Origin of the sequence: Gardnerella swidsinskii (assembly GCF_003397705.1) — a bacterium.
Classification (GTDB): Bacteria; Actinomycetota; Actinomycetes; order Actinomycetales; family Bifidobacteriaceae; genus Bifidobacterium; species Bifidobacterium swidsinskii.
In genome coordinates this window covers 36,947-56,314 of record NZ_QJVB01000004.1, presented here as the reverse complement: position 1 = coordinate 56,314, position 19,368 = coordinate 36,947, and the positions used below count along the sequence as shown (strand labels likewise).

The 19,368-nt window shown below is 42.8% G+C and carries 15 protein-coding genes and 1 pseudogene; 3 read left to right on the top strand and 13 right to left on the bottom strand.

Going from position 1 to position 19,368, the window contains the following annotated elements:
• Positions 1–48: 48 nt before the first annotated feature.
• Together D0T18_RS05770 and D0T18_RS05765 are read right to left on the bottom strand one after the other, a co-directional pair.
• Positions 49–1,695 (bottom strand): acyl-CoA carboxylase subunit beta, encoded by a 1,647-nt coding sequence (locus tag D0T18_RS05770; protein ID WP_102703251.1) that lies wholly within the window; start codon positions 1,693–1,695, stop codon positions 49–51.
• A complete protein-coding gene (locus D0T18_RS05765) occupies positions 1,692–3,605 on the bottom strand; it encodes an ATP-binding protein (RefSeq protein WP_004109191.1) in 1,914 nt (637 codons plus the stop codon). The genes D0T18_RS05770 and D0T18_RS05765 overlap by 4 nt, the downstream gene beginning before the upstream one ends.
• Positions 3,606–3,810: 205 nt before the next feature.
• On the opposite strand from D0T18_RS05765, the gene D0T18_RS05760 reads away from it, so the two are divergent.
• Positions 3,811–4,461: a biotin transporter BioY gene (locus tag D0T18_RS05760; RefSeq protein ID WP_004109189.1), complete on the top strand. Its 651-nt coding sequence runs from the start codon at positions 3,811–3,813 to the stop codon at positions 4,459–4,461.
• A 329-nt stretch (positions 4,462–4,790) separates the two neighbouring features.
• On the opposite strand, the gene D0T18_RS05755 is transcribed toward D0T18_RS05760, so the two are convergent.
• Complete coding sequence (locus tag D0T18_RS05755) at positions 4,791–5,693, bottom strand: biotin--[acetyl-CoA-carboxylase] ligase (protein WP_116440665.1); 903 nt, start codon at positions 5,691–5,693, stop codon at positions 4,791–4,793.
• A 102-nt stretch (positions 5,694–5,795) separates the two neighbouring features.
• Here D0T18_RS05755 and D0T18_RS05750 point away from each other — a divergent pair, with 102 nt between their 5' ends.
• Positions 5,796–7,826: a DUF6020 family protein gene (locus tag D0T18_RS05750; protein ID WP_116440664.1), complete on the top strand. Its 2,031-nt coding sequence runs from the start codon at positions 5,796–5,798 to the stop codon at positions 7,824–7,826.
• 15 nt (positions 7,827–7,841) lie between these two features.
• Positions 7,842–9,203 (top strand): PucR family transcriptional regulator, encoded by a 1,362-nt coding sequence (locus D0T18_RS05745; protein WP_004109186.1) that lies wholly within the window; start codon positions 7,842–7,844, stop codon positions 9,201–9,203.
• A gap of 192 nt (positions 9,204–9,395) precedes the next feature.
• Here the strand turns inward: D0T18_RS05745 and D0T18_RS05740 are convergent, their stop codons facing one another.
• The 10 genes and pseudogenes from D0T18_RS05740 to D0T18_RS05695 all read right to left on the bottom strand — a co-directional run bounded on the left by D0T18_RS05740 (position 9,396) and on the right by D0T18_RS05695 (position 19,232).
• Positions 9,396–9,857, bottom strand: a complete 462-nt coding sequence (locus D0T18_RS05740; protein ID WP_116440663.1) for a Panacea domain-containing protein — start codon at positions 9,855–9,857, stop codon at positions 9,396–9,398.
• Between the two features lie 116 nt (positions 9,858–9,973).
• Positions 9,974–10,864 (bottom strand): Abi family protein, encoded by an 891-nt coding sequence (locus tag D0T18_RS05735; protein WP_116440662.1) that lies wholly within the window; start codon positions 10,862–10,864, stop codon positions 9,974–9,976.
• Positions 10,865–11,489: 625 nt separating this feature from the next.
• Positions 11,490–12,056 (bottom strand): peptidase, encoded by a 567-nt coding sequence (locus tag D0T18_RS05730; RefSeq protein WP_116440661.1) that lies wholly within the window; start codon positions 12,054–12,056, stop codon positions 11,490–11,492.
• An 857-nt stretch (positions 12,057–12,913) separates the two neighbouring features.
• On the bottom strand, positions 12,914–13,609 hold the full coding sequence (rplA, locus tag D0T18_RS05725) for a 50S ribosomal protein L1 (protein ID WP_004106273.1): 696 nt from the start codon (positions 13,607–13,609) through the stop codon (positions 12,914–12,916).
• A gap of 14 nt (positions 13,610–13,623) precedes the next feature.
• Positions 13,624–14,055 (bottom strand): 50S ribosomal protein L11, encoded by a 432-nt coding sequence (rplK, locus tag D0T18_RS05720; protein WP_116440660.1) that lies wholly within the window; start codon positions 14,053–14,055, stop codon positions 13,624–13,626.
• 196 nt (positions 14,056–14,251) lie between these two features.
• A complete protein-coding gene (locus D0T18_RS05715) occupies positions 14,252–14,542 on the bottom strand; it encodes a hypothetical protein (protein ID WP_116440659.1) in 291 nt (96 codons plus the stop codon).
• A gap of 182 nt (positions 14,543–14,724) precedes the next feature.
• A pseudogene (locus D0T18_RS05710) lies at positions 14,725–15,176 on the bottom strand (Panacea domain-containing protein).
• Positions 15,177–15,270: 94 nt separating this feature from the next.
• Positions 15,271–16,293 (bottom strand): ORF6N domain-containing protein, encoded by a 1,023-nt coding sequence (locus D0T18_RS05705; RefSeq protein WP_116440658.1) that lies wholly within the window; start codon positions 16,291–16,293, stop codon positions 15,271–15,273.
• Between the two features lie 347 nt (positions 16,294–16,640).
• Positions 16,641–18,008 carry an ATP-binding protein gene (locus D0T18_RS05700; protein ID WP_033888488.1) on the bottom strand — a complete coding sequence of 456 codons (1,368 nt, stop codon included), beginning with the start codon at positions 18,006–18,008 and terminating at the stop codon, positions 16,641–16,643.
• 186 nt (positions 18,009–18,194) lie between these two features.
• Entirely contained in the window at positions 18,195–19,232 is a 1,038-nt protein-coding gene (locus D0T18_RS05695; RefSeq protein WP_004109166.1) for a class C sortase, read from the bottom strand.
• Between the last annotated feature and the right edge of the window lie 136 nt (positions 19,233–19,368).

The window sequence follows — 19,368 nt, the reverse complement described above, 5'->3', positions numbered from 1 at the left end:
TAGTTTTTAGTTATAAGTTTGATAACCCCTATAATTTTTATAAATCACTTACATTGGCTGATTTCCGTGATGCTTTCCAGTTCTGGAAACCCGCTTTTTACTGCGCAAAAGCTTCAATGAGCCGGCAATCATATCGCGAGTCTGCTCCGGGTCAATCATTGCGTCAATCTGACCAGTTTCCAACGAAAGATTTGCGTTCACAGTAGTCGCCTCATACTCGTCAACCAGCTGCTTTCTAAGAGCTGCAACGTCTTGCCCACGCTCTTTAGCTTTTTGCAAATCCTTGCGGTGAATAATATTTACGGCACCTTGCGCACCCAAAACTGCAATCTGGCTGGTTGGCCACGCGTAATTTACGTCCGCACCCATCGACTTGGAACCCATAACGATATAAGCTCCACCGAAAGCTTTGCGCAAAATCACCGTAACCAGCGGAACTTGCGCGTTCGCGTACGCATAAATCACTTTCGCACCTCGGCGAATAATTCCTGCGTGCTCTTGATCTGAACCAGGCTTATAACCAGGAGTATCTACTAGAGTCACCACAGGCAAATTAAACGCGTCGCACAATCGCACAAATCGCGCGACTTTTTCGGAAGAATTTACATCCAAAATACCAGCGTTCACCTTCGGCTGATTTGCTACGATTCCAACAGGATGACCCTCAATGCAAGCAAAACCAACCACTGCAGAAGCAGCATACAATTCCTGCACTTGCACGAACTCACCGTAGTCAACTATTCTGCGAATCACGTCGAGCACATCGTAAGGCTGACGGTCGTTATCCGGCACAATATTCACCAACTCGCGCGCAGTTTCGCGATCCGCGCGCGTTGCAGCGTAGGCAAAAGTTGGAGGCTCTACCTCACAGCTAGATGGCAAATAAGCCAAAACTGTGCGCGCGTAGTCGATTGCGTCAGCTTCATCCTCTCCCAAATAGTGAGCGACGCCGGAAGTTGCGTTATGCACAAGACCGCCGCCCAAATCGTCCATGCTAATAGCCTCGCCGGTTGCAGCTTTAACAACATCCGGACCAGTTACGAACATATTTGAGTGCTCGCGAGTCATAATAATCAAATCTGTCAATGCAGGGCAATACACAGCACCACCAGCGCAAGGACCTAGAATAATTGAGATTTGCGGAATCAAGCCGCTCGCTTCGCAAGTTTTTTTGAAGATACGCCCGTATTGCATAAGCGCGCTCACGCCTTCTTGAATGCGAGCGCCGCCGGAATCAATTACGGCAACAACTGGCACGCGAAGTTCAACAGCCATATCTAAAAGATGGCAGATTTTCTCGCCCTCAGCTTTGCCTAAAGTTCCGCCGCGCACGGAAAAGTCTTGTGCGTAAACTGCAACTTTTCTGCCATAAACTTCGCCAAAGCCGGTGATTACAGCGCATCCGGCAACGTCGTTATTTATGTCACCGCCGTTAAAACGTCCGATTTCCACGAATGAGCCGGTGTCAAAAAGCAAGTCAAGACGCTCGCGAGCAGTGCTTTTACCTTTTGCGTGCTGACGCTCTAAAGCTTTTTGTTCTGCGTCACGAGCAAGTTGTGCTGCGTGCTGAACTGCAGCTTTCCCGCGACGAGGCTGCAAGTTTGTATCGTCAGCAGAGCTATTAACAGAAGAGTTATTAACTGTTTTCGCTGAAGTTTCAGAGATTTCAGACTTTTCTTTTGCTAAAGTACTCATTTCTGCTCTCCTTCCGGCTTTTCAGAAGACTTTTCAGAAGATTCAGAAGACTTATCTGCGCTCTTATCCGCGCTTTTATCTCCAGCAAGATCAATCGTCACAAGCTTTGCACCCGATTCCACGCCGTCACCAGGACCCACAAAAATTCCAGTAACAGTACCAGCTGCAGGAGCGTAAACGTAATTTTCCATTTTCATAGACTCAAGCACCACAAGCAAATCACCCTTGGCAACCTGCTGACCTTCAGCCACATTCACGCGCGTAATAACAGCTTGCATAGGCGCTGCGATTACGCCAGGAATCTGCTTTTGTTCTTCAGATTTATGAGTACTTCCGCGAAGCGAACGTCCACGCAAAGGCTGCGAAGCTCTAGAAACGCTACGAACTCGCGCAGAGCCGGTCAAATTGTCAACAATATCTTGCGGAATCGTAAGCTTTACGCGCTTATTATCAACCTCAATAATGAAGGATTCCATTGCAGGCTGCTTATTTTCGGATTCATCCGCAGACTTTCCAGAAACAAGCGAAGCCGGCTGGCCACCCAAAGAAGCTGCAGGAACGCGGTTCAAATACTTGCGTTCCATCCACTTAGTAGACACGTCAAAACTGTGATTTTCCGCAGTAAACTCAGGGTCGTTAAAAATCTGCTCAAAAAGTTTTGCTGGAGTTGGCACGCCCTCAATACAAAGTTCCTTCAAAGCGCGACGCACACGAGCGACAGCAGTTTCACGACTTTGCGCAGTAATAATAAGCTTGCCCATCATCGAATCGAATTTTGGCGAAATATTATCGCCAACTTCAACACCAAAATCGACGCGAATACCAGGACCGGAAGGCCACTTTATTTTCGTCAAAGTGCCGGAACTTGGAGTCAAATTCGTAGCAGGATCTTCCGAAGTAATGCGAAGCTCGAAGCTGTGTCCGCGAGGTTCTGGATCCTTAATCAACTCGCCGCCGTCAGCAATATTGAGCTGTTCTCGCACTAAATCAAGTCCACTAACTTCCTCACTAACCGTGTGCTCAACTTGCAATCGCGGATTAACTTCCAAGAAGTAGACTTTATGCTGAGAAGTCACCATATATTCGCACGTGCCAAGACCAACGTAATCAACAGCTTCAAATAGGTTACGAGAATATCTGTAAAGCTGATCCTTTTCATCGTCAGTCAAGAACGGTGCAGGAGCTTCCTCAACCAGCTTTTGGTTTCGGCGCTGCACCGAGCAATCGCGCGTGGAATATACGGTGAAATTTCCGTGAGCGTCGCGGCCGCACTGCGTTTCTACGTGGCGAGCTTTATCAATAAAACGCTCAATAAAATATTCGTCTAAGTCGCCGCCCTGAAGAGCGTCGTGATTCATATAAAAGCCTCGCAACTCGTCATCGTTACGAACGACTGTAATTCCGCGTCCGCCGCCGCCATCCGTGCGCTTCATCATCACTGGATAGCCGTGAGTTTGCGCAAAAGTTAAAAGTTCTCGAATATCTTTCACAGGCTCCGAAATTCCTGGAACTGGCGGCACTTTCGCGCGAACTGCCACGCGACGAGCCGTAATCTTATCTCCCAAATCAATAAGCGCTTCCGGACGAGGACCAATCCAAATAACTCCAGCATCGTTAACTTTTTTCGCAAAAGACGCAACTTCCGAAAGGAAACCGTAACCCGGATGCACAGCATCCGTGCCGCTTCTTTTAATAATGTCAAGAATCGCATCTTCGTTTAAATAAGTATCGCGATATGTGTCTCCGGAAAGTGCGTACGCTTCGTCTGCCATTTCTACAAACTGCGCGTTGCGATCAGTCGGTGCGTAAATAGCAACGGTAGAAATGCCCATTTCGTGAGCCGTGCGAATAACTCGCAAGGCAATTTCACCGCGGTTTGCGATGAGGATTTTTTTGATATTCGTAACCATACGTTACAAGATATTAGAAAAGTTGCGTTTACGGATGAGTCGACATACACAAAAGCTAGAGCAAAATTTTGTACACTTCTCCAATGCACATGATTTTTATAACACGTAATGTGATTAGCGAAACGGAAAACAACCGGCAAAACCGTTTAATTGACAACCTATTAGCTGCAAACGGCGAACCGGAAATAACCAAAAGAAGGTTTTCATGACTAACATAAATCAAAATAATGCAACAACAGCATCAGCAAATTCAAACGTTGCGAATAAGTTGAAAGTAGCTGCAGCATGGCTTGCAAAGCCAGCGCTTCTCACTGTGCTTTTGGCTCTTTCTACTATGGCAGGCGCAATTTATCTTCCTATTACTCCTGTGCCTATTACGTTGCAAACTCTTGTTTTGTGCATTATTGGTTTAACGTTGAGCTGGCGCGAAGGCGTAGCTTCTGTGGTTATGTATCTTGCTGTTGGCGCAGCAGGTTTGCCTGTGTTTGCTGGCTTTAAGGGCGGCTGGGCTGTTTTTGTTGGCCCTACTGCAGGATTCTTAGCTGGTTTCATTTTTGGCGTTGCTGCAACCGCAGCTTTGAAGCGCGTATTTGACGTAGCTCTTGACGCAATGATGCCAGAAAACTCCTTTAAGAAGACTTTCGCACGCTTCTGCACTTACTCTGTAGCTTCTATAATCGGCACGATCGTGATTTACGCATTCGGCATTTTCGGTCAAAGCTACCTAACTGGCATGCCACTTTCAACTGCCGCCGCAACCTTGATTATCTTCATGATTGGCGATTTGATTAAGGCTTTTGTTGCGAGCGCAGCTTGCTCCGGCTTGTACAACGCACTTAACAAAAAGCGCGCGTAACAGAAACGTTATATTGCAGAAAAACGGCATTTCCTTTACACGACTGTAAAAGGAATGCCGTTTTGTATAAGATTGCCGCGCACTTGCTCTTTGACTGAGATAACTAGCAAACAGCTGACGCTTGCGCTTTAAGCGCTCGCTGCTGAGCTCAAGCATGTCGTCAGCGCACGCCAATCACAGCCGAATTACTAATGAACTACCACGCGAATCTGCCCTGCCTTCGTCAATCGAGACGAAGGCAGACCTCGCTTGCGTTGAAAGCACACCGTGCTTTCAACTCTAAGCAAGCTCGGCGCTCCGAGTTGCTTTCGCGCGCTAAATCGCAGCGCTCAAGCATGTCGTCGCGCTTCATACGCAACCGCGTGCACATCGCCACTTTTTACCACAATTTCCTCGCCAGATGCCTCACGAATCGTAAGCGACGCATCTTCTCCAAGCCGCACAGCAGTTCCTGTCACCACGCTTCCGTCAACTGGATGCACGTTAACTTCGCGCCCAAGAGTCCAACACACACCATTTACTTCTTGAAGCAAATCTGCAGCGTTGCTTGGATAATCGCGCATAAAATCACCAAGTCTAGAACGCAATCCAGTAACGATTTTCGCAGCAATCGTATCACGCAATTCTTTAGCTTCCGGCAAATCAGTCATATGCATTTGCAGCGAAGTTGCCATTTTAATTGGCAGCACTTCTTTAGGCACACACAAGTTCAATCCGATTCCAAAAATTACTCCAACAACATCATCTTTGCTTGGATCAGCTACAATTTCTGTTAATATTCCGCCTTCTTTACAATCGTGCAAAAACACGTCGTTAGGCCATTTAAGTTTTATCGCGCAAGCATCACCGTGCATCGGCGAGCTTCCGCACTCTTTAAACGTTTCTAGAAGTGCGTCACGCGCTGCAAGCCCTGCAATAATAGGCAGCCACCCATTGTGACTTGCGTCCATAACAATTGACTTCGGCAGCAACGTTACGAATGAAACTAAAAAGCTTTCTCCCGCACGGCTTACCCACGCACGCCCTAATCGTCCTCTTCCTGCTGTTTGCTCGTCTGCCACAATCGCAACTATTGCTGGCTTTCCGTCATCTCGCGCGATTATTTCGCCTTTTTGTATCATTTCTCGCGCAATATTTTGCGTAGAATCTGTAATTGCGAAATATTTTACCAGATCTGCTACTTCTGAGGTCTGCGGCATCAATGCCACACTTTGCGAAGAAAAAATAGTCATATGTATAATTTACATCAGATTATATTTTTGCGCGCGTCATTGCATGTTTTGCGCGCAATAGCAAACAAAGTAGCTGAGCATCAATTAAGCAGGTGTTAACACATGGAGCGCATACGTCGCAAAACGCAGTACGAAAAGCCGCGCAAATTGCGTGCAGTTGTAGCACGTTTTTTAGATTACACTCTTGCTGCTTTGCTATGCTTTGTACTTGCTTTTTGCACTAGCTTGGGACCAATTTTCCGCAGTCAAGATATTAAAGTTCATTTAGGATCAATCGCTGATTTTTCGTTGGTTAATGCTTTTATTTTCGTTGCTGCCTTCATAATATACGCATTAATACTGACTGCGCTTATTTACTACGGTAAAAATAAAAAGTTTTTGCCTAAATATCAACGTTTTACGAAATTAATAAAATCAATTGCGTTAAGAAAAAATAGCGAAAATAAAAAACAGTCAAAATTACAAAAATTTACTACTAAACACACTATTTTCCGCAATATTTCGCATTTTCTTTTAAAATTTGCAAAACTATTTTTTAATTGCGCTAAATGGTTCATTAACCACTCCACTCGCAACAGAAGAAACCTACTTCTTACTTTTTTCGTGGGCTGGATTTGGGTTCCAGCTACGTTACTTGCCGCATACGGTGCAGATATATGCTCGCAAATTCGCGAGTACAGTTGGACTTGGAATAAAATTACAGGCTTAGATCAGCCTTATATCGGCTTCTTTAGCTTTGTCCCAATGGATATTTACCCAACTGCGCACTACTTGTGGCCAACTTATCCAACTTATTTAACAGATCAGCACAACATTGTTCTAACTGTTATTTATGGCGCAACAACAGCAGTCTCCAGATACTTTACCGACTCAAACGACGCTGGAATTGCACTTCTTGCCTTTGCACAATTTGTATTTGCAGCATGGTGCGTTTCTGCAACAGCACACCGCTTCTTAAACAAACCTTGGCTTGATGCAGAATCTAGCTCAACAAATTGCAGCACAACAACTTTTGCAAGATTCGTTATTCTGCTTATGTTTTTACTTAATCCGCTTGTGTTGTGCTCAACTATTGCGCTTACAAAATCTCCGCTTTTTGCGTTCGCTTTTGTTTGGTGGTTTGGTATAAATTACGAGTTAACTAATTGCTATCATGCGAAGGACACTAAAAATACACCTAGCACAAAGCCAAATGCGCAAAAGCCTAGACTTCACACTGTTTTGGAATTAATTGTTTCAGTGTGCGTAATGCTTATTGCTGCAAAATACGCTTGGTATATTCTGGTTGTTCAATTCGTGCTTTTGATTATTTTTGAGCGCAAACGCTGGCGTTTGTGGGTTTGCGGAATTTTGCTTCCAATCGTTGTGATTCACGGCTCGTTAATTATGCTTATTTCGAGCGGTGCTATTATTAGCGGCGATCCTATTGAGAGTCGCGGCATTCAGTTACAACAAATTGCACGTATAGCTAAGCTCGATCCGCATAGCATACCGCGTAGTGCAAAGCGCATTATTGCACCAATTTTTAATCTGGATCAAACTGCAGAAGCATACAAACCTTATGACGCAGACCCTGTGAAATCTTCCGGATTGCAGTCTAAAAAAGTGAGTTATCGTTGGCGATACGTTACTAAAGATAATATTCGTAAATTAGATTTCGCTTGGTGGCAAATGATTACGCATAGTCCACTCGTTGCAACTGACGCTTTTCTTGCGAAGACTTACGGATACTTTGATATTTTTGACCGCCCGTATGTTGGGCCAGAATATTACATAGACACTGACAGCATACACAAATCTGATTGGATTAAATATTGGAATCCTAAGTGGCGAACTAAATTTGCAGAAGATATTAGCACGTTTAGTGATATTCCTGTTTTAAGTTGGCCAATTCACGGAAATACTTTCGTTATTTTTACACTACTTATTGGTGTTGCAGAAATTATTCTTCGCCGTTGGCGCACATTGTTATGGCACATTCCACTTGCCTTGCTGGTTGGAGTTATGATTCTTGCTCCAGCTAATAATTTTGAGCGACACATGCTACCGTTAGCTTTTGTTTTCTGCTTTGTAGCACTTACTTTTTGGCGAGATACTTTTACTCAATCGCGCTATAATAGTAGAGAATGTTAGGATCAAAGGCATAAGATGGACGAGAAGAATACACCTCAGTTTGCGCAAGATAGCAGCGCTGCTTCTTCTGTTATGTCCGAAGAAAATTATGAAGATAAACTTGCAGGAAACAGCTTACTTAGTAACGATTTTCTTTCGATACTAGCAAGCGTACAGGCAGCAGAAAAGCACGCGGAGGATTCTAATATTGCCAATTCTCTTGAAAATCAACAGTTAAACAAAACGCAAGTAAACGCTGTATCAAATGATCAAGAAAGCTCTTCTACAGCAAAGCAATCTAAAGCAGAGCAAGAAAACGAAGAAAAGCACAAACACCACTTGTGGCATCGTCTTTCATCAAATCAAAGTCGTTCGAGTCATTCAAGTCAATCTTCTGAAAATACTAAAGGTAATAATTCACCGAGTTTTACTCCATTGCCCAGCGCGCAAAAATCAACTAGCTCGGAACCGCTTAGAATTTTCGACAATCGTGATGGCCAAGTTTTTGACGCGGCGATGCGCTTGCAATTACACTCGATTATTGCCACGTGTTTAATGAATGGTATTGCAGACGCTCGTATTGACGCTTTCATGCATTTACTTCAATGGTCAGATTCGCCAAAAGTTATTGTTATTGCAGGAACTTTCGGCACTGCAATTAAGCCAGATGACGGACCAAATCGCAAGCCAGCACCAGATATTCCACCTGATAACACTGACACTTTGCGTCGAAATATTTGGCCACAGCTTGGTAGTTGCAATGCGTATGATGCAATAGTTGAGCGCACACAAAGTAGTGCTTTGCAGCGCATTACGGGAGCTTGGCAAAAAACGCAAGCACTGATATCAGCATCTACGAAAAATTCTTCTACTTTTGCAGCGCCTTCTCATATTATTCTGCTTGCTGTGCGCGAAAATCCTAGCGATCAGGCTTTAGAGAAGCTGTGCAAAGTTTTTGAGAATTCTCATAAGACGATTTGTGTTAGCAGCATGGTTGAAGGCGTTGAGCAGATTTCTTCCGCTCTTACTGCTACTCTTGCCGCGATTGCTGTTGCTCCAGCAGTAAAGCATTTGCCGCAAATCATTCACACAGATGATTTGCTTCCAGAACGAGCGCTTATTGGCGATGCCACAGCTTTTGATACTCTTTACAACAAGGTGTATCAAAGTTTGGCTCCTTACAATCATGACGATCCGACTCTGGAAACTATTGACATGTTCTTACGCTTTGGTGGAGCTCTTGACCAAACAGCACACGAACTTAATGTGCATCCAAATACTGTTCGTTACCGTTTACGTAAAGTTGCGCAAACTACAGGATGGGATGCTACGGATCCGCGCGCCGCTTATGTGCTGCAAACAGCTATAACAATTGGCAGAATTCGTGATTCGCACTAAGACGAAGTGCACGACAATAAAGACGCGCGGCCTAAACTACTCGCGCGCGTGATGTTTAGACCGGATTTTCTTGCGTAGGCGACCTAAACTACTCACGCACGTGCTGTTTTGGTCGCTTAGACAACACATAAGTAGAAGTGTATTACATATCGAAAATGCAGCTCTTACTGCACATCTCCTACTACGCAGCGCTTACCGCAAAAAATTATGAGTTGAATAGTAATCTTTCAAAGAATCTTTAGTAATTTTTTGAACGCATATTGCCGAACTATTAGTAGCATCATAAGCATTCTTCCATGGATCTTCACTATGTGTCATAGCACTCAAATCACTACCAGAATATCCAGCAAACTTTTCGCATACCTTTTCCACAAGAATCTTTTGGACATCTGTTAAAGAATTATCCTGAAGTTTCTCAGTATTGGGAAGTACAAGCTCACCTTTACGAATCAAAAACTTACCGCGATGCAATGCAAATAATTCTGGGCAAACAGGACCATTCCTCCATGCCTGAAAATCCTCGTTAAATAACGGATGCCCAGTAGCAGCCAAAGAATACGCTTGCGAATAGTAAGCTAGCTTCTGCAGCTTCATAGTGGTAATAGTTCCAGTAATATCAAGGATGTACGCTGCCACATTAAAGATTGTTGTCATACGCACCTCCAGCAAAAATACCACTAACTAATTCAGATGTAATCAGAAAAAAATCGGGCGACGCATAAATGCATCGCCCGCAAAACTTTCGTTTTCAAATCGTATTTAATAAATTACTATGATGGCTGTACATTATGTACAATCTCTTTACAAAAAATATACATCTGCTGCAATGACGTAGACGACTTGTACAAATCCTTATTCCTAACCATCCTACCGTCAAACAATTCCTTGATTTCCTGTAAACAATGATTCTTTAAATCCTCACTCTTTATAACATCATCCACCGCAATAAGCAGCGAAATAAAATCTTGCACGCATTTATTTTTCAACCTGTCTTGAATAGTTCTCTTTTTCACACCTGCCAACAACTTAACAACTCGAGAAACTAAATAATTATTGTAAAACCCAGCTTTATTTGTTAAATCATGAATAACACAATTGCTATGAGCTGCAGCATTCCGTATATTTCTTATATTGTCCAGCAATGTACAATTAAATCCATCATATTCATACTTTGCACAGTAATACTTATAAAAATTAACGAATTCTCCAAATGGAATCACTTCTAGAAAAACATATATAGGATAATTAGGGTGATTATACTTACCCAATAGGGTTTTCACATACGCAGTAGATCGTCTATTATCAAGCTCTGTTATAATACGAGGATATTTTGCAATATATTCACTTACTATATTGAATTCATCAATATTTTTTTCTTGTATATCTTTTAATATATTGACTTTTAAAGAATGTTCCATGCTAAGACTTGCACTAATAATCCAACGTCGTAAATACATATCAATAGTAGATAAATCTTTTAGAGCCATAAAATCAAGACCCACATATTTACCATTATGCTTATGAAAATTTGCCTTATAGGCAGTAACTTTAACATAATAATTATGCTCATTCAAAAATGAAACAGCATCCTCAACTGTACATTCTTGAAAAGCAACACCCTTACTTTTTAGTTTATCTATAAGTTGCTCTGTCTTTAACATAAAACACCCCCATCCACAACCAAAATAGCCCAACACAAATTTAACAAAACTATTTATTTTTTATTTAATGATTCAAGTATAAAAAAGAACATGAGAAGCAGGAAGAGTAAATATGCTTGTTGGAGGATGGTTAATTATATAAGTAGATAGATGTGTAGATTAGTGAGCAGATGAGTAAGCAAGTGAACCGCTAGACAAGTTGGTCACTAAAAGCGCAGGCGACATAAACTACTCACAGCTGAGTCGTTTTGGTCGCATCGCAACAACAACATCTAGCAATAGTACAGTCAGCAAGCAGACACATACGAAGAAAGGGCTTGGAGACTGATGCCCCTAGTAGCACCAAACCCAAGCCCTTTAACAAAACCGACTCGTTTCCCTAACAAACAAGCCAGCCAAACACTCAACAGTCACGCCCCCGAAAACCAGCGCACAACACTACCGTGAAGAAAGAGATTTGGCAAAACAGTAGAATCATGCAAAAGCCCGAAAGCAAACCCGCCACAAAACACTAAACAGCATTCGCAGCACGTTGAGTGAAAGATTTAACAAGTGAGCGCACCATACTCACATACAGTGCGCTCACAAATCATTAAACAATCAACACACTTAATGTGCTAAAAGCTTAGTGACGGATCTTGCGAAGAGCAACACCCATGCCAGCAAGCACAGAAGCAGCAACAGCAGCCAAAGCTACAGCAGCACCGGTCTTAGCCAATGGAGCAGCCTTCTTCTCGGAAGACTTCTTAGCTTCAGACTTCTTATCAGACTTCTTGTCGTTAGCCTTGTCATCAACCTTCTGACCATGACGCTTGAGGTAGTCAGCGACAGCTTTGCACTCGAGAGCATCTTCACCGTAAAGCTTCACACACTTCTTGTAATCCGTGTCCATATTGCCAAATGGAGTATGCTCATACTTATCTTTCTCGTCAGCCGCAACCTTAGCAGCCTTCTCAGCATTCAAACGATCAGCAAGAGCACCAGGGTCCTCAGTCTCATAGAGCCAATTATCATCATCGTTAGCAGTCTGATCATTCTTTGGAGCAGTCTGATCATTCTTTGGAGTAGTCTGATCAGTCTTTGGAGTAGTCTGATCACCGGCACCCTCAGCGAAAGCTGGAGCCGCGAAAGCGAGACCGGAAAGCAAAGTTGCGCCAGCAGCGAATGCGGCGATAGCCTTCTTATTCAACATAATATTTTCCTTTCTTCTTCTCCACCACGCTTAAAACACATGGTGAAAAACATAAACCCACAAAATCAATCTCTTGTGGATAACTTTCAGATAGAGCATCTAGCTGAAAGCTGTTATTAACATACCCCCCCCCGTTCGAAAAAGTCAAGAGCAGACGCACAACTCATTAACAGAAAACATTTATATTTTTACGGAAATATTTCAGTCAAACTATTTTTAAGAATAAAAAATACAGTATTATGCGTTACTTTTCGTAAAAATATCAATTTCAAGGTTTTTAAAGATTTTTCCCAGAAAACTCTCAGAAAACTCCTGAATACTCCCCCAACCAGCCGCAAAACCGTTGCAATATAGCCACTCTTGTGCGACACGCCGAAACTACATTTGCGTAAGCGCGACCGAATTCCCAATGCAATACCACACAAATCTACCCTGCCTTCGTCTTTACTGACTCAGGCAGTCCTCGCTTGCGTTGAAAGTCCACTGGACTTTCAACTTTGAGCAAGCTCGGCACTCCGAATTGCTTTCGTGCGCGCAATGCTACACTCAAGCAGGCCGTCGCGCCGCAAAACGTTGCAAAACAGCCATTCCTGGACGACACGCCGCGCGCCTACATGCGCCGCGAACTCTCTAGAGGCGTAACCTCTCCCATCACCTATTCGTTATTAATGCAGATAGCGTACTGCGCCAGTAACGCAAAACATCAATTATTCGTTATTAACGCAGAAATGCAGTAACGCAAGTAACAAAAACGCTGAAAACATGACTCAAAAGAGTACATTTTCAGCGTTTATAAGTTCTAAACTTAATTTACTACTTACCAGCCATGCTTTCGCATAAGCTACGCAGGCAATAAATCAGGCAGCGATGCTTGCAATATCCACTGGAACACCAGGAGCCATCGTAGAAGTCACAGTTACCTTAGTAATGTAACGACCCTTGATGGTGCTTGGCTTCAAGCGGCGGATTTCGTCTGCGACAGCCTTGAAGTTCTCTTCAAGAGCCTTAGCATCGAAGGAGAGCTTGCCGAAGAGGAAGGACAGGTTGCCCTGGCGATCCACGCGGAACTCAATCTTACCGCCCTTAATATCAGCAACAGCCTTGGCTACATCCATAGTCACGGTGCCAGTCTTTGGGTTTGGCATCAAGCTACGAGGACCGAGAACACGACCCAAGCGACCAACCTTACCCATCATGTCTGGGGTTGCAACGACTGCATCGAAGTCAAGGAAGCCACCGGCAACCTTTTCGATAAGCTCGTCATCACCAACAATGTCGGCGCCAGCTTCCTGGGCCTCAGTAGCCTTTGGGCCACGAGCGAACACCAAAACCTTAGCGGTTTTACCGGTGCCGTTTGGCAAGTTAACTACGCCACGAACCAACTGATCAGCCTTGCGAGGATCCACGTTAAGGCGCATAACAGCCTCAACGGACTCGTCGAAAGCGTGCTTTGGCATGCTCTGCAACAAAGCGATAGCTTCAGCTGGGGTGTACAGGTTATTGCGGTCGATCTTCTCAGCCGCTTCACGATACTTCTTAGAACGCTTAGCCATTTCTACACTCCCTTTCAGTCGGTAACGGTAATACCCATCGAGCGAGCGGTGCCCGCGATGATCTTCATACCGGCCTCGACGTCACGTGCGGAGAGGTCAGGCATCTTAATTTCGGCGATCTCGCGCACCTGAGCCTTGGTCACAGAACCAACCTTGTGAGTCAATGGATTCTCGGTGCCCTTCTGAATGCCAGCAGCCTTAAGCAACAAAGCAGCGGCTGGTGGGGTCTTCAAAATGAAGGTGAAGGAACGATCTTCGTAAACGGTGATCTCAACTGGGACGATCTGGCCTATCTTGTCCTTCGTCTGGTCGTTATACGCCTTGCAGAAGTCCATGATGTTCACGCCGTGGGAGCCTAATGCTGGACCCAGTGGTGGGGCTGGATTTGCCTTACCAGCCTGAATCTCGAGCTTAATAAGCGCGGAGACTTTCTTTTTCGGAGCCATAATATGGTTCTTCTTTCTTGTACAAGCGGTTCAAACGGTTGTTGCAAACGCTGGTATAAAGCCGTTTTGCAGCTTCCTCCCGCATCTTGTATTGCTGTGCTGTGCTAGCGGATTCCTCCTCCAGTCACAAGCCTTCCTATTATGCCACATCTTCGCGACACGCATCATTACGAAAACTGCGGCTATTTTTACATAGCTATTTTTGCGTAACTATCTCACTAGATAATTCGTTAAGTATAGCGTTTCTAGTCCACGCACTTACAGTCATCTTTCTACGCTTCGCATCGGCTTCGATTAAATGCCAAACGGTATCACTTAACCTAACAGTACGCGGTTTCAACGGCTGAGTTTCATCTTCCCAAGCTCTTCCGGCAAACTGTGTAATAGTGGCACCAGAAAAATTATCTTCTGCTTCCTCAGCCCACTTATCAACAATATCGTCCGTAATAACGAATCCGTTTTCCGCAGTATACGTATCCCTAGTCATCTCGCATCCCTTATCTCTTGTAAAAATCCCTTTGTAAGACGATTTGCATGAATTATAAGTATTGCGTTGTTTTCAAGCTACCATATCATGCTTTACTTCTATGCTCTTAATACAAACTCCACAAATCTCGAGCAACGCTATAACTAACTCAGAGCAAATAAGAGAACAAGAGAATATCACATTTACTTAAGCAAATTATGAACTGAACAGTACTCTTTCAAAGAATCCTTAGTAATTTTTTGAACGCATATTGCCGAACTATTAGTAGCATCATAAGCATTCTTCCATGGATCCTCACGATGTGTCATAGCACTCAAATCACTACCAGAACACTCAGCAAACTTTTTGCACACTTTTTCCACAAGAAGCTTTTGACCATCTGTTAAAGAATCATCATTCAACTTATCAGTGCTAGGAAGCACAAGCTCCCCTTTACGAATCAAAAACTTACCGCGATGCAATGCAAATAATTCTGGGCAAACAGGACCATTTCTCCATGCCTGAAAATCCTCGTTAAATAATGGATATCCAGTAAATACGCTTGCGAATAGTAAGCTAACTTCTGAAGCTTCATAGTAGTAATAGTTCCAGCAATATCAAGGATGTACGATGCCACGTTAAAGATTGTTGTCATACGCACCTCCCTTTGCGCAACTACATTTGCGCAACAGCAAAAGTTGGAAGTCTACTTCCAAGTTGAGCGCAAAACACTAGAACATTATAAAATGTTAAAACTCTAACTCAGGATTCTTTAACAACTCATCAAACATCGCATGATACAAGCGCAAATTCAAAGACTCTATTCGCGTAATAGTCGAAATTTTGCCGCCAGCATCTTTCGACGAAGCGCCACAAACGTAAACAGCCTCATCATCCGTTCCATAATCTATAACCACATACCTATCGTGATACTTTCTGCCAGCAGTCTTAAACTTCAAATCAACACCAGGACAATCGCTTACAAAATCACCCAACATGCTTTCCGTAAGCATATTCTTGCTCCTAGCGTTATCACTAAAAACTACGATTTCAACCCCTTCACCAGCAAACCGTAATAGTTCCAATGTTTTAAGACCAATATAATTATCAACAACGTAAATGCTTTTCTTAGCTGACTTATATATTTTGCAATACGCAAGATCCGCTTCTATTTTATTGCCGTCCATAAGAAGAAAATGTTTATACGAATCTGGATTAATAAAATTATCCATTACCTTATTAAAATCTTCCTTCGTTGCCATTTGAGATTTTATTTCCGCTATATCATTAGTATTCTGATTCGTTTGAATCGCAAGCTTAGCTAATTCCTTCGCGCCAATAAAATCCTTATTTTCAACAATATAATCCTTCATTTGCTTAAAGGTTCTAACTAATGCCCTACTCTGTTTAACAGCAAGATCACCTCTTAACACAGTCATGAGCATATAAATACCCTGCTCCGTAAAAGCATAAGGCAAATATCGAGAGCCACCCCAACTTGAGGTGAAATTTTTGCACCTCAAGTTTTTGAACTCGTCAGCAGTTAGCCGAAACATAAAATCTTCGCCCTCAAACTTTTCAATATTATTCTTAATCTGTCTATTGAAATTTTTCGTTTCATACCCATATATTTCAGCAAGCTCAAAATCAAGCATGACTTTTTGATTACGAATGTTGTAGATTTTCTCTTTTATTGTTTCAGCGTCTATTATCATTCCAACAGACGCGTTTTTAGAGTCAGCGATAATTAGATTTTTATTCCCCTCTACCATAAGATCACTCCTAAAAAATGTGCGTAAAACCTAGCGCTGTACAACAAAAACTACATTTCTAACACAAAACCCATGAATCGCAAGCAATCAGGGTTATTCCCAAAAATCAATCACAAGCCATAAAACATCTAACAACTAGCAAAACTAGCATGCATCAGCGCATAAATATAATTCTATAAGATTCCACAAATAAAAAGCAACAAAAAAAATCGGTTTTAATACAAACGCACAGCACATTTATGTAGTGCGCTTGTACCTGATTTACGGCATGTCATGCCAAATCAGCCAAACGGCTAAGCCGTGAGGAATAAGTGCACTACATAGCAGCGCGAAGGCAGGTCGGAACGCTACACCAATCCACACATATAAAGTGGTAATATTACGAGATTCAAATCTTTTCTAACGCTAAGCTGTTTAGGAGCAAATACATAACTAGTTCCAATTCTTTTTGAAAACTTGTTCTTAAATTTATCAAGAGAAACTGTTTTAAACACATTCCCAGATTTAACTTCAATAGGAGATATACGCATTTTGCCAGCAGAATCCTGAAAAGCTTTAGAAATCAAAAAATCTATTTCCATAGTATTTTCCGAATTTTCTTTGTCTCTATTTGAATAGAAGAATAGGCGATGTCCAGATGCTATTAGCTGTTGCGCAACAACGTTTTCAACTAGCATTCCTTCATTAATTGAGATTTTTCCAAATAAAATTTCTTTATACAGATCATTAGACGCAATACTACTATCTGAAAGTATCATAGAAGTCAACAAACCGGTATCAGCCATATAACATTTTACTAACGCATCATCTGCATTAAGATTCAATCCCACATTTGGATCTGTAGATTTGTAGCAATTATTTGTAATACTCGCATCCGAAAGCCAAAAAAACGCATCCTTATAGTCACGCATACGAGCATTCTTACCTAAGGAAGTAATCCTATATCTTTTTTCATGTCTGGAAAGCTGTGCTGGTATTCCATCAAACACAGACATAACTTTCATTTCATAACCTTTTGCAAACTTTGCAGCATCCTGCCTATAGAGCGAAAGAATACGACGCTTAACCCTATCTACTCGAGCAAAATCTCTCGAATCAACATATTCATTTACAGACTGCGGCATGCCACCAACTAGCATATATTCTCTAAAAAGTCGCATCGCTTTTTTATGTAAAACATCTGGCAAAGGATTTAACTCATCAAATGAATCTTTAATAACTTTCGATAGATTTTCTTCTCCAAAAGCCCACAAAAATTCTTCAAAATCAAGAGGATACATGCGTTCTTCTTGTTCTTCAGATGGAATCAATATTGTTTCAACATTGTGTTTAATAGACAATAACGAGCCAGTCTCTATATAGTCGTATCTGCCATCTGCAACTAGTTGTTTTACAAATTCTCTAGCCTGTGGGAAAAATTGCACTTCGTCAAAAACCATTACCGATTCACGGTTATAAAGTTTCACACCATATAGTGCAGATATGTATGTAAAGAAAGTGCTTAAATCTGAACGATAATCTTCAAATAGCCGAAGCGCATCTTTTGATGCTTGCGAAAAATCAATAAGAATATAAGACTTGTATTCGTTTCTTGCAAACTCTTCAACTATAGTACTTTTCCCAACTCTTCGAGCACCTGTTACTAAAAGCGCTGTTGAACCGCGATCAGCATTCTTCCAATCGAGCATTTTTTGATAAAATTTTCGCCTTAACATATAACACCACTCTTAATTACCACAAAACCGTTGAAAATACTATTGTTTTATAGTATATATTTCACGAAAATCAATGTCAATTTATGCTAAATTTTCACGAAATCAGGGGTAAATATATGCCGAATTTTCACGAAAATCAAGGTGTTATTTCTCTAAATCTTCGCGACACGCTGCATTACAGCAATTCTAAGCAGTTATATGTTTGGCATGAGCAAGTGAAGCAGCACGGCGGTGGCGCTTGCGAACCGCGGCAATAATCATCGTCGTAAGAATCACAGCGCAACCAATAAGCGCGAGCACAAACATCGTCATCCAAAGCGGCCACTGCAACTTATCGCCCGGCACGGAAACAGGATCCGGCAGCACGCGATAGCCTGTCACCAGCAATCTCTGCGTATTAACACCATACGGCGTACAGGTAAGCAGCGTCGCCAGATCACGCCCATTCTCGCGTTGAAGTAACCTAATATCATGCGGATCGACCACGCTAATGCGGAATACCCTGTAACGCAGCGTCTCCCCCTGCACGTCAAAGTAGAAGAAATCACCCTTCTTCAACTCCACTAAATCATCAAACATGGTCGCATTTGGCAAACCCGTATGCGCCGTCACAACAGCGTGACGCGTTTTACCCCCAACCGGCAAATCTGTGCCATACAAGTGTCCAGCGCCATACGCCAAAACCTCCTGCGAACTACCGTGGTAAATCGGCAGCTTAACGCCAATCTTCGGGATTTTCACAATACCCATAATCCCCATCGGCTCATCCAGCTGCTTCGCATACTCCTTATACTCCGGCGTCTTCATATAATCCGTCGTGCCATTGTACGGATCAGCCGTAATAATCGACTTGTGGCGCGCATTATAACGACGAGCCGCGTTCAAAATCTTCTCGCGAGCACTCGCAATCTGCTTACGATTCAAACGATCATACGCGGTAGAAATCTCCTTCGACACCTTGTTATTCCACAACGTTGACGCAACCGGGTACGTGAAGCACAAAATTGCTGCAAGTGCGAGGGCAATTGGCTCGAGAGTGCGGCGGAGTTTGGATTTGGGTTTTTTAGCGGGTTTTGTTGCAGTTGCGGAGGCTGCGGTTTGCGCTGCTGTGGAGGCTGGTGTTGTTTCGGTTGCGGAAGCGACGGGTTTTGCTTGAGCGACGGGTTTTGCTTTGAGTTGCTTGAAGAAAGCATATACTTTAACAACAGCGTCGTTTAATTTCATGCTTCTTCCTTGTAACGTTTATACACGTAAATTTTGTTTCAAATTACGCGTGAAAACACACGTTTTTAGAGCAAGTGAGTCTAGGATTTTAGTTCAGTAAACCCTAGACTCACACTTTGCTATTAGACTACAAGAC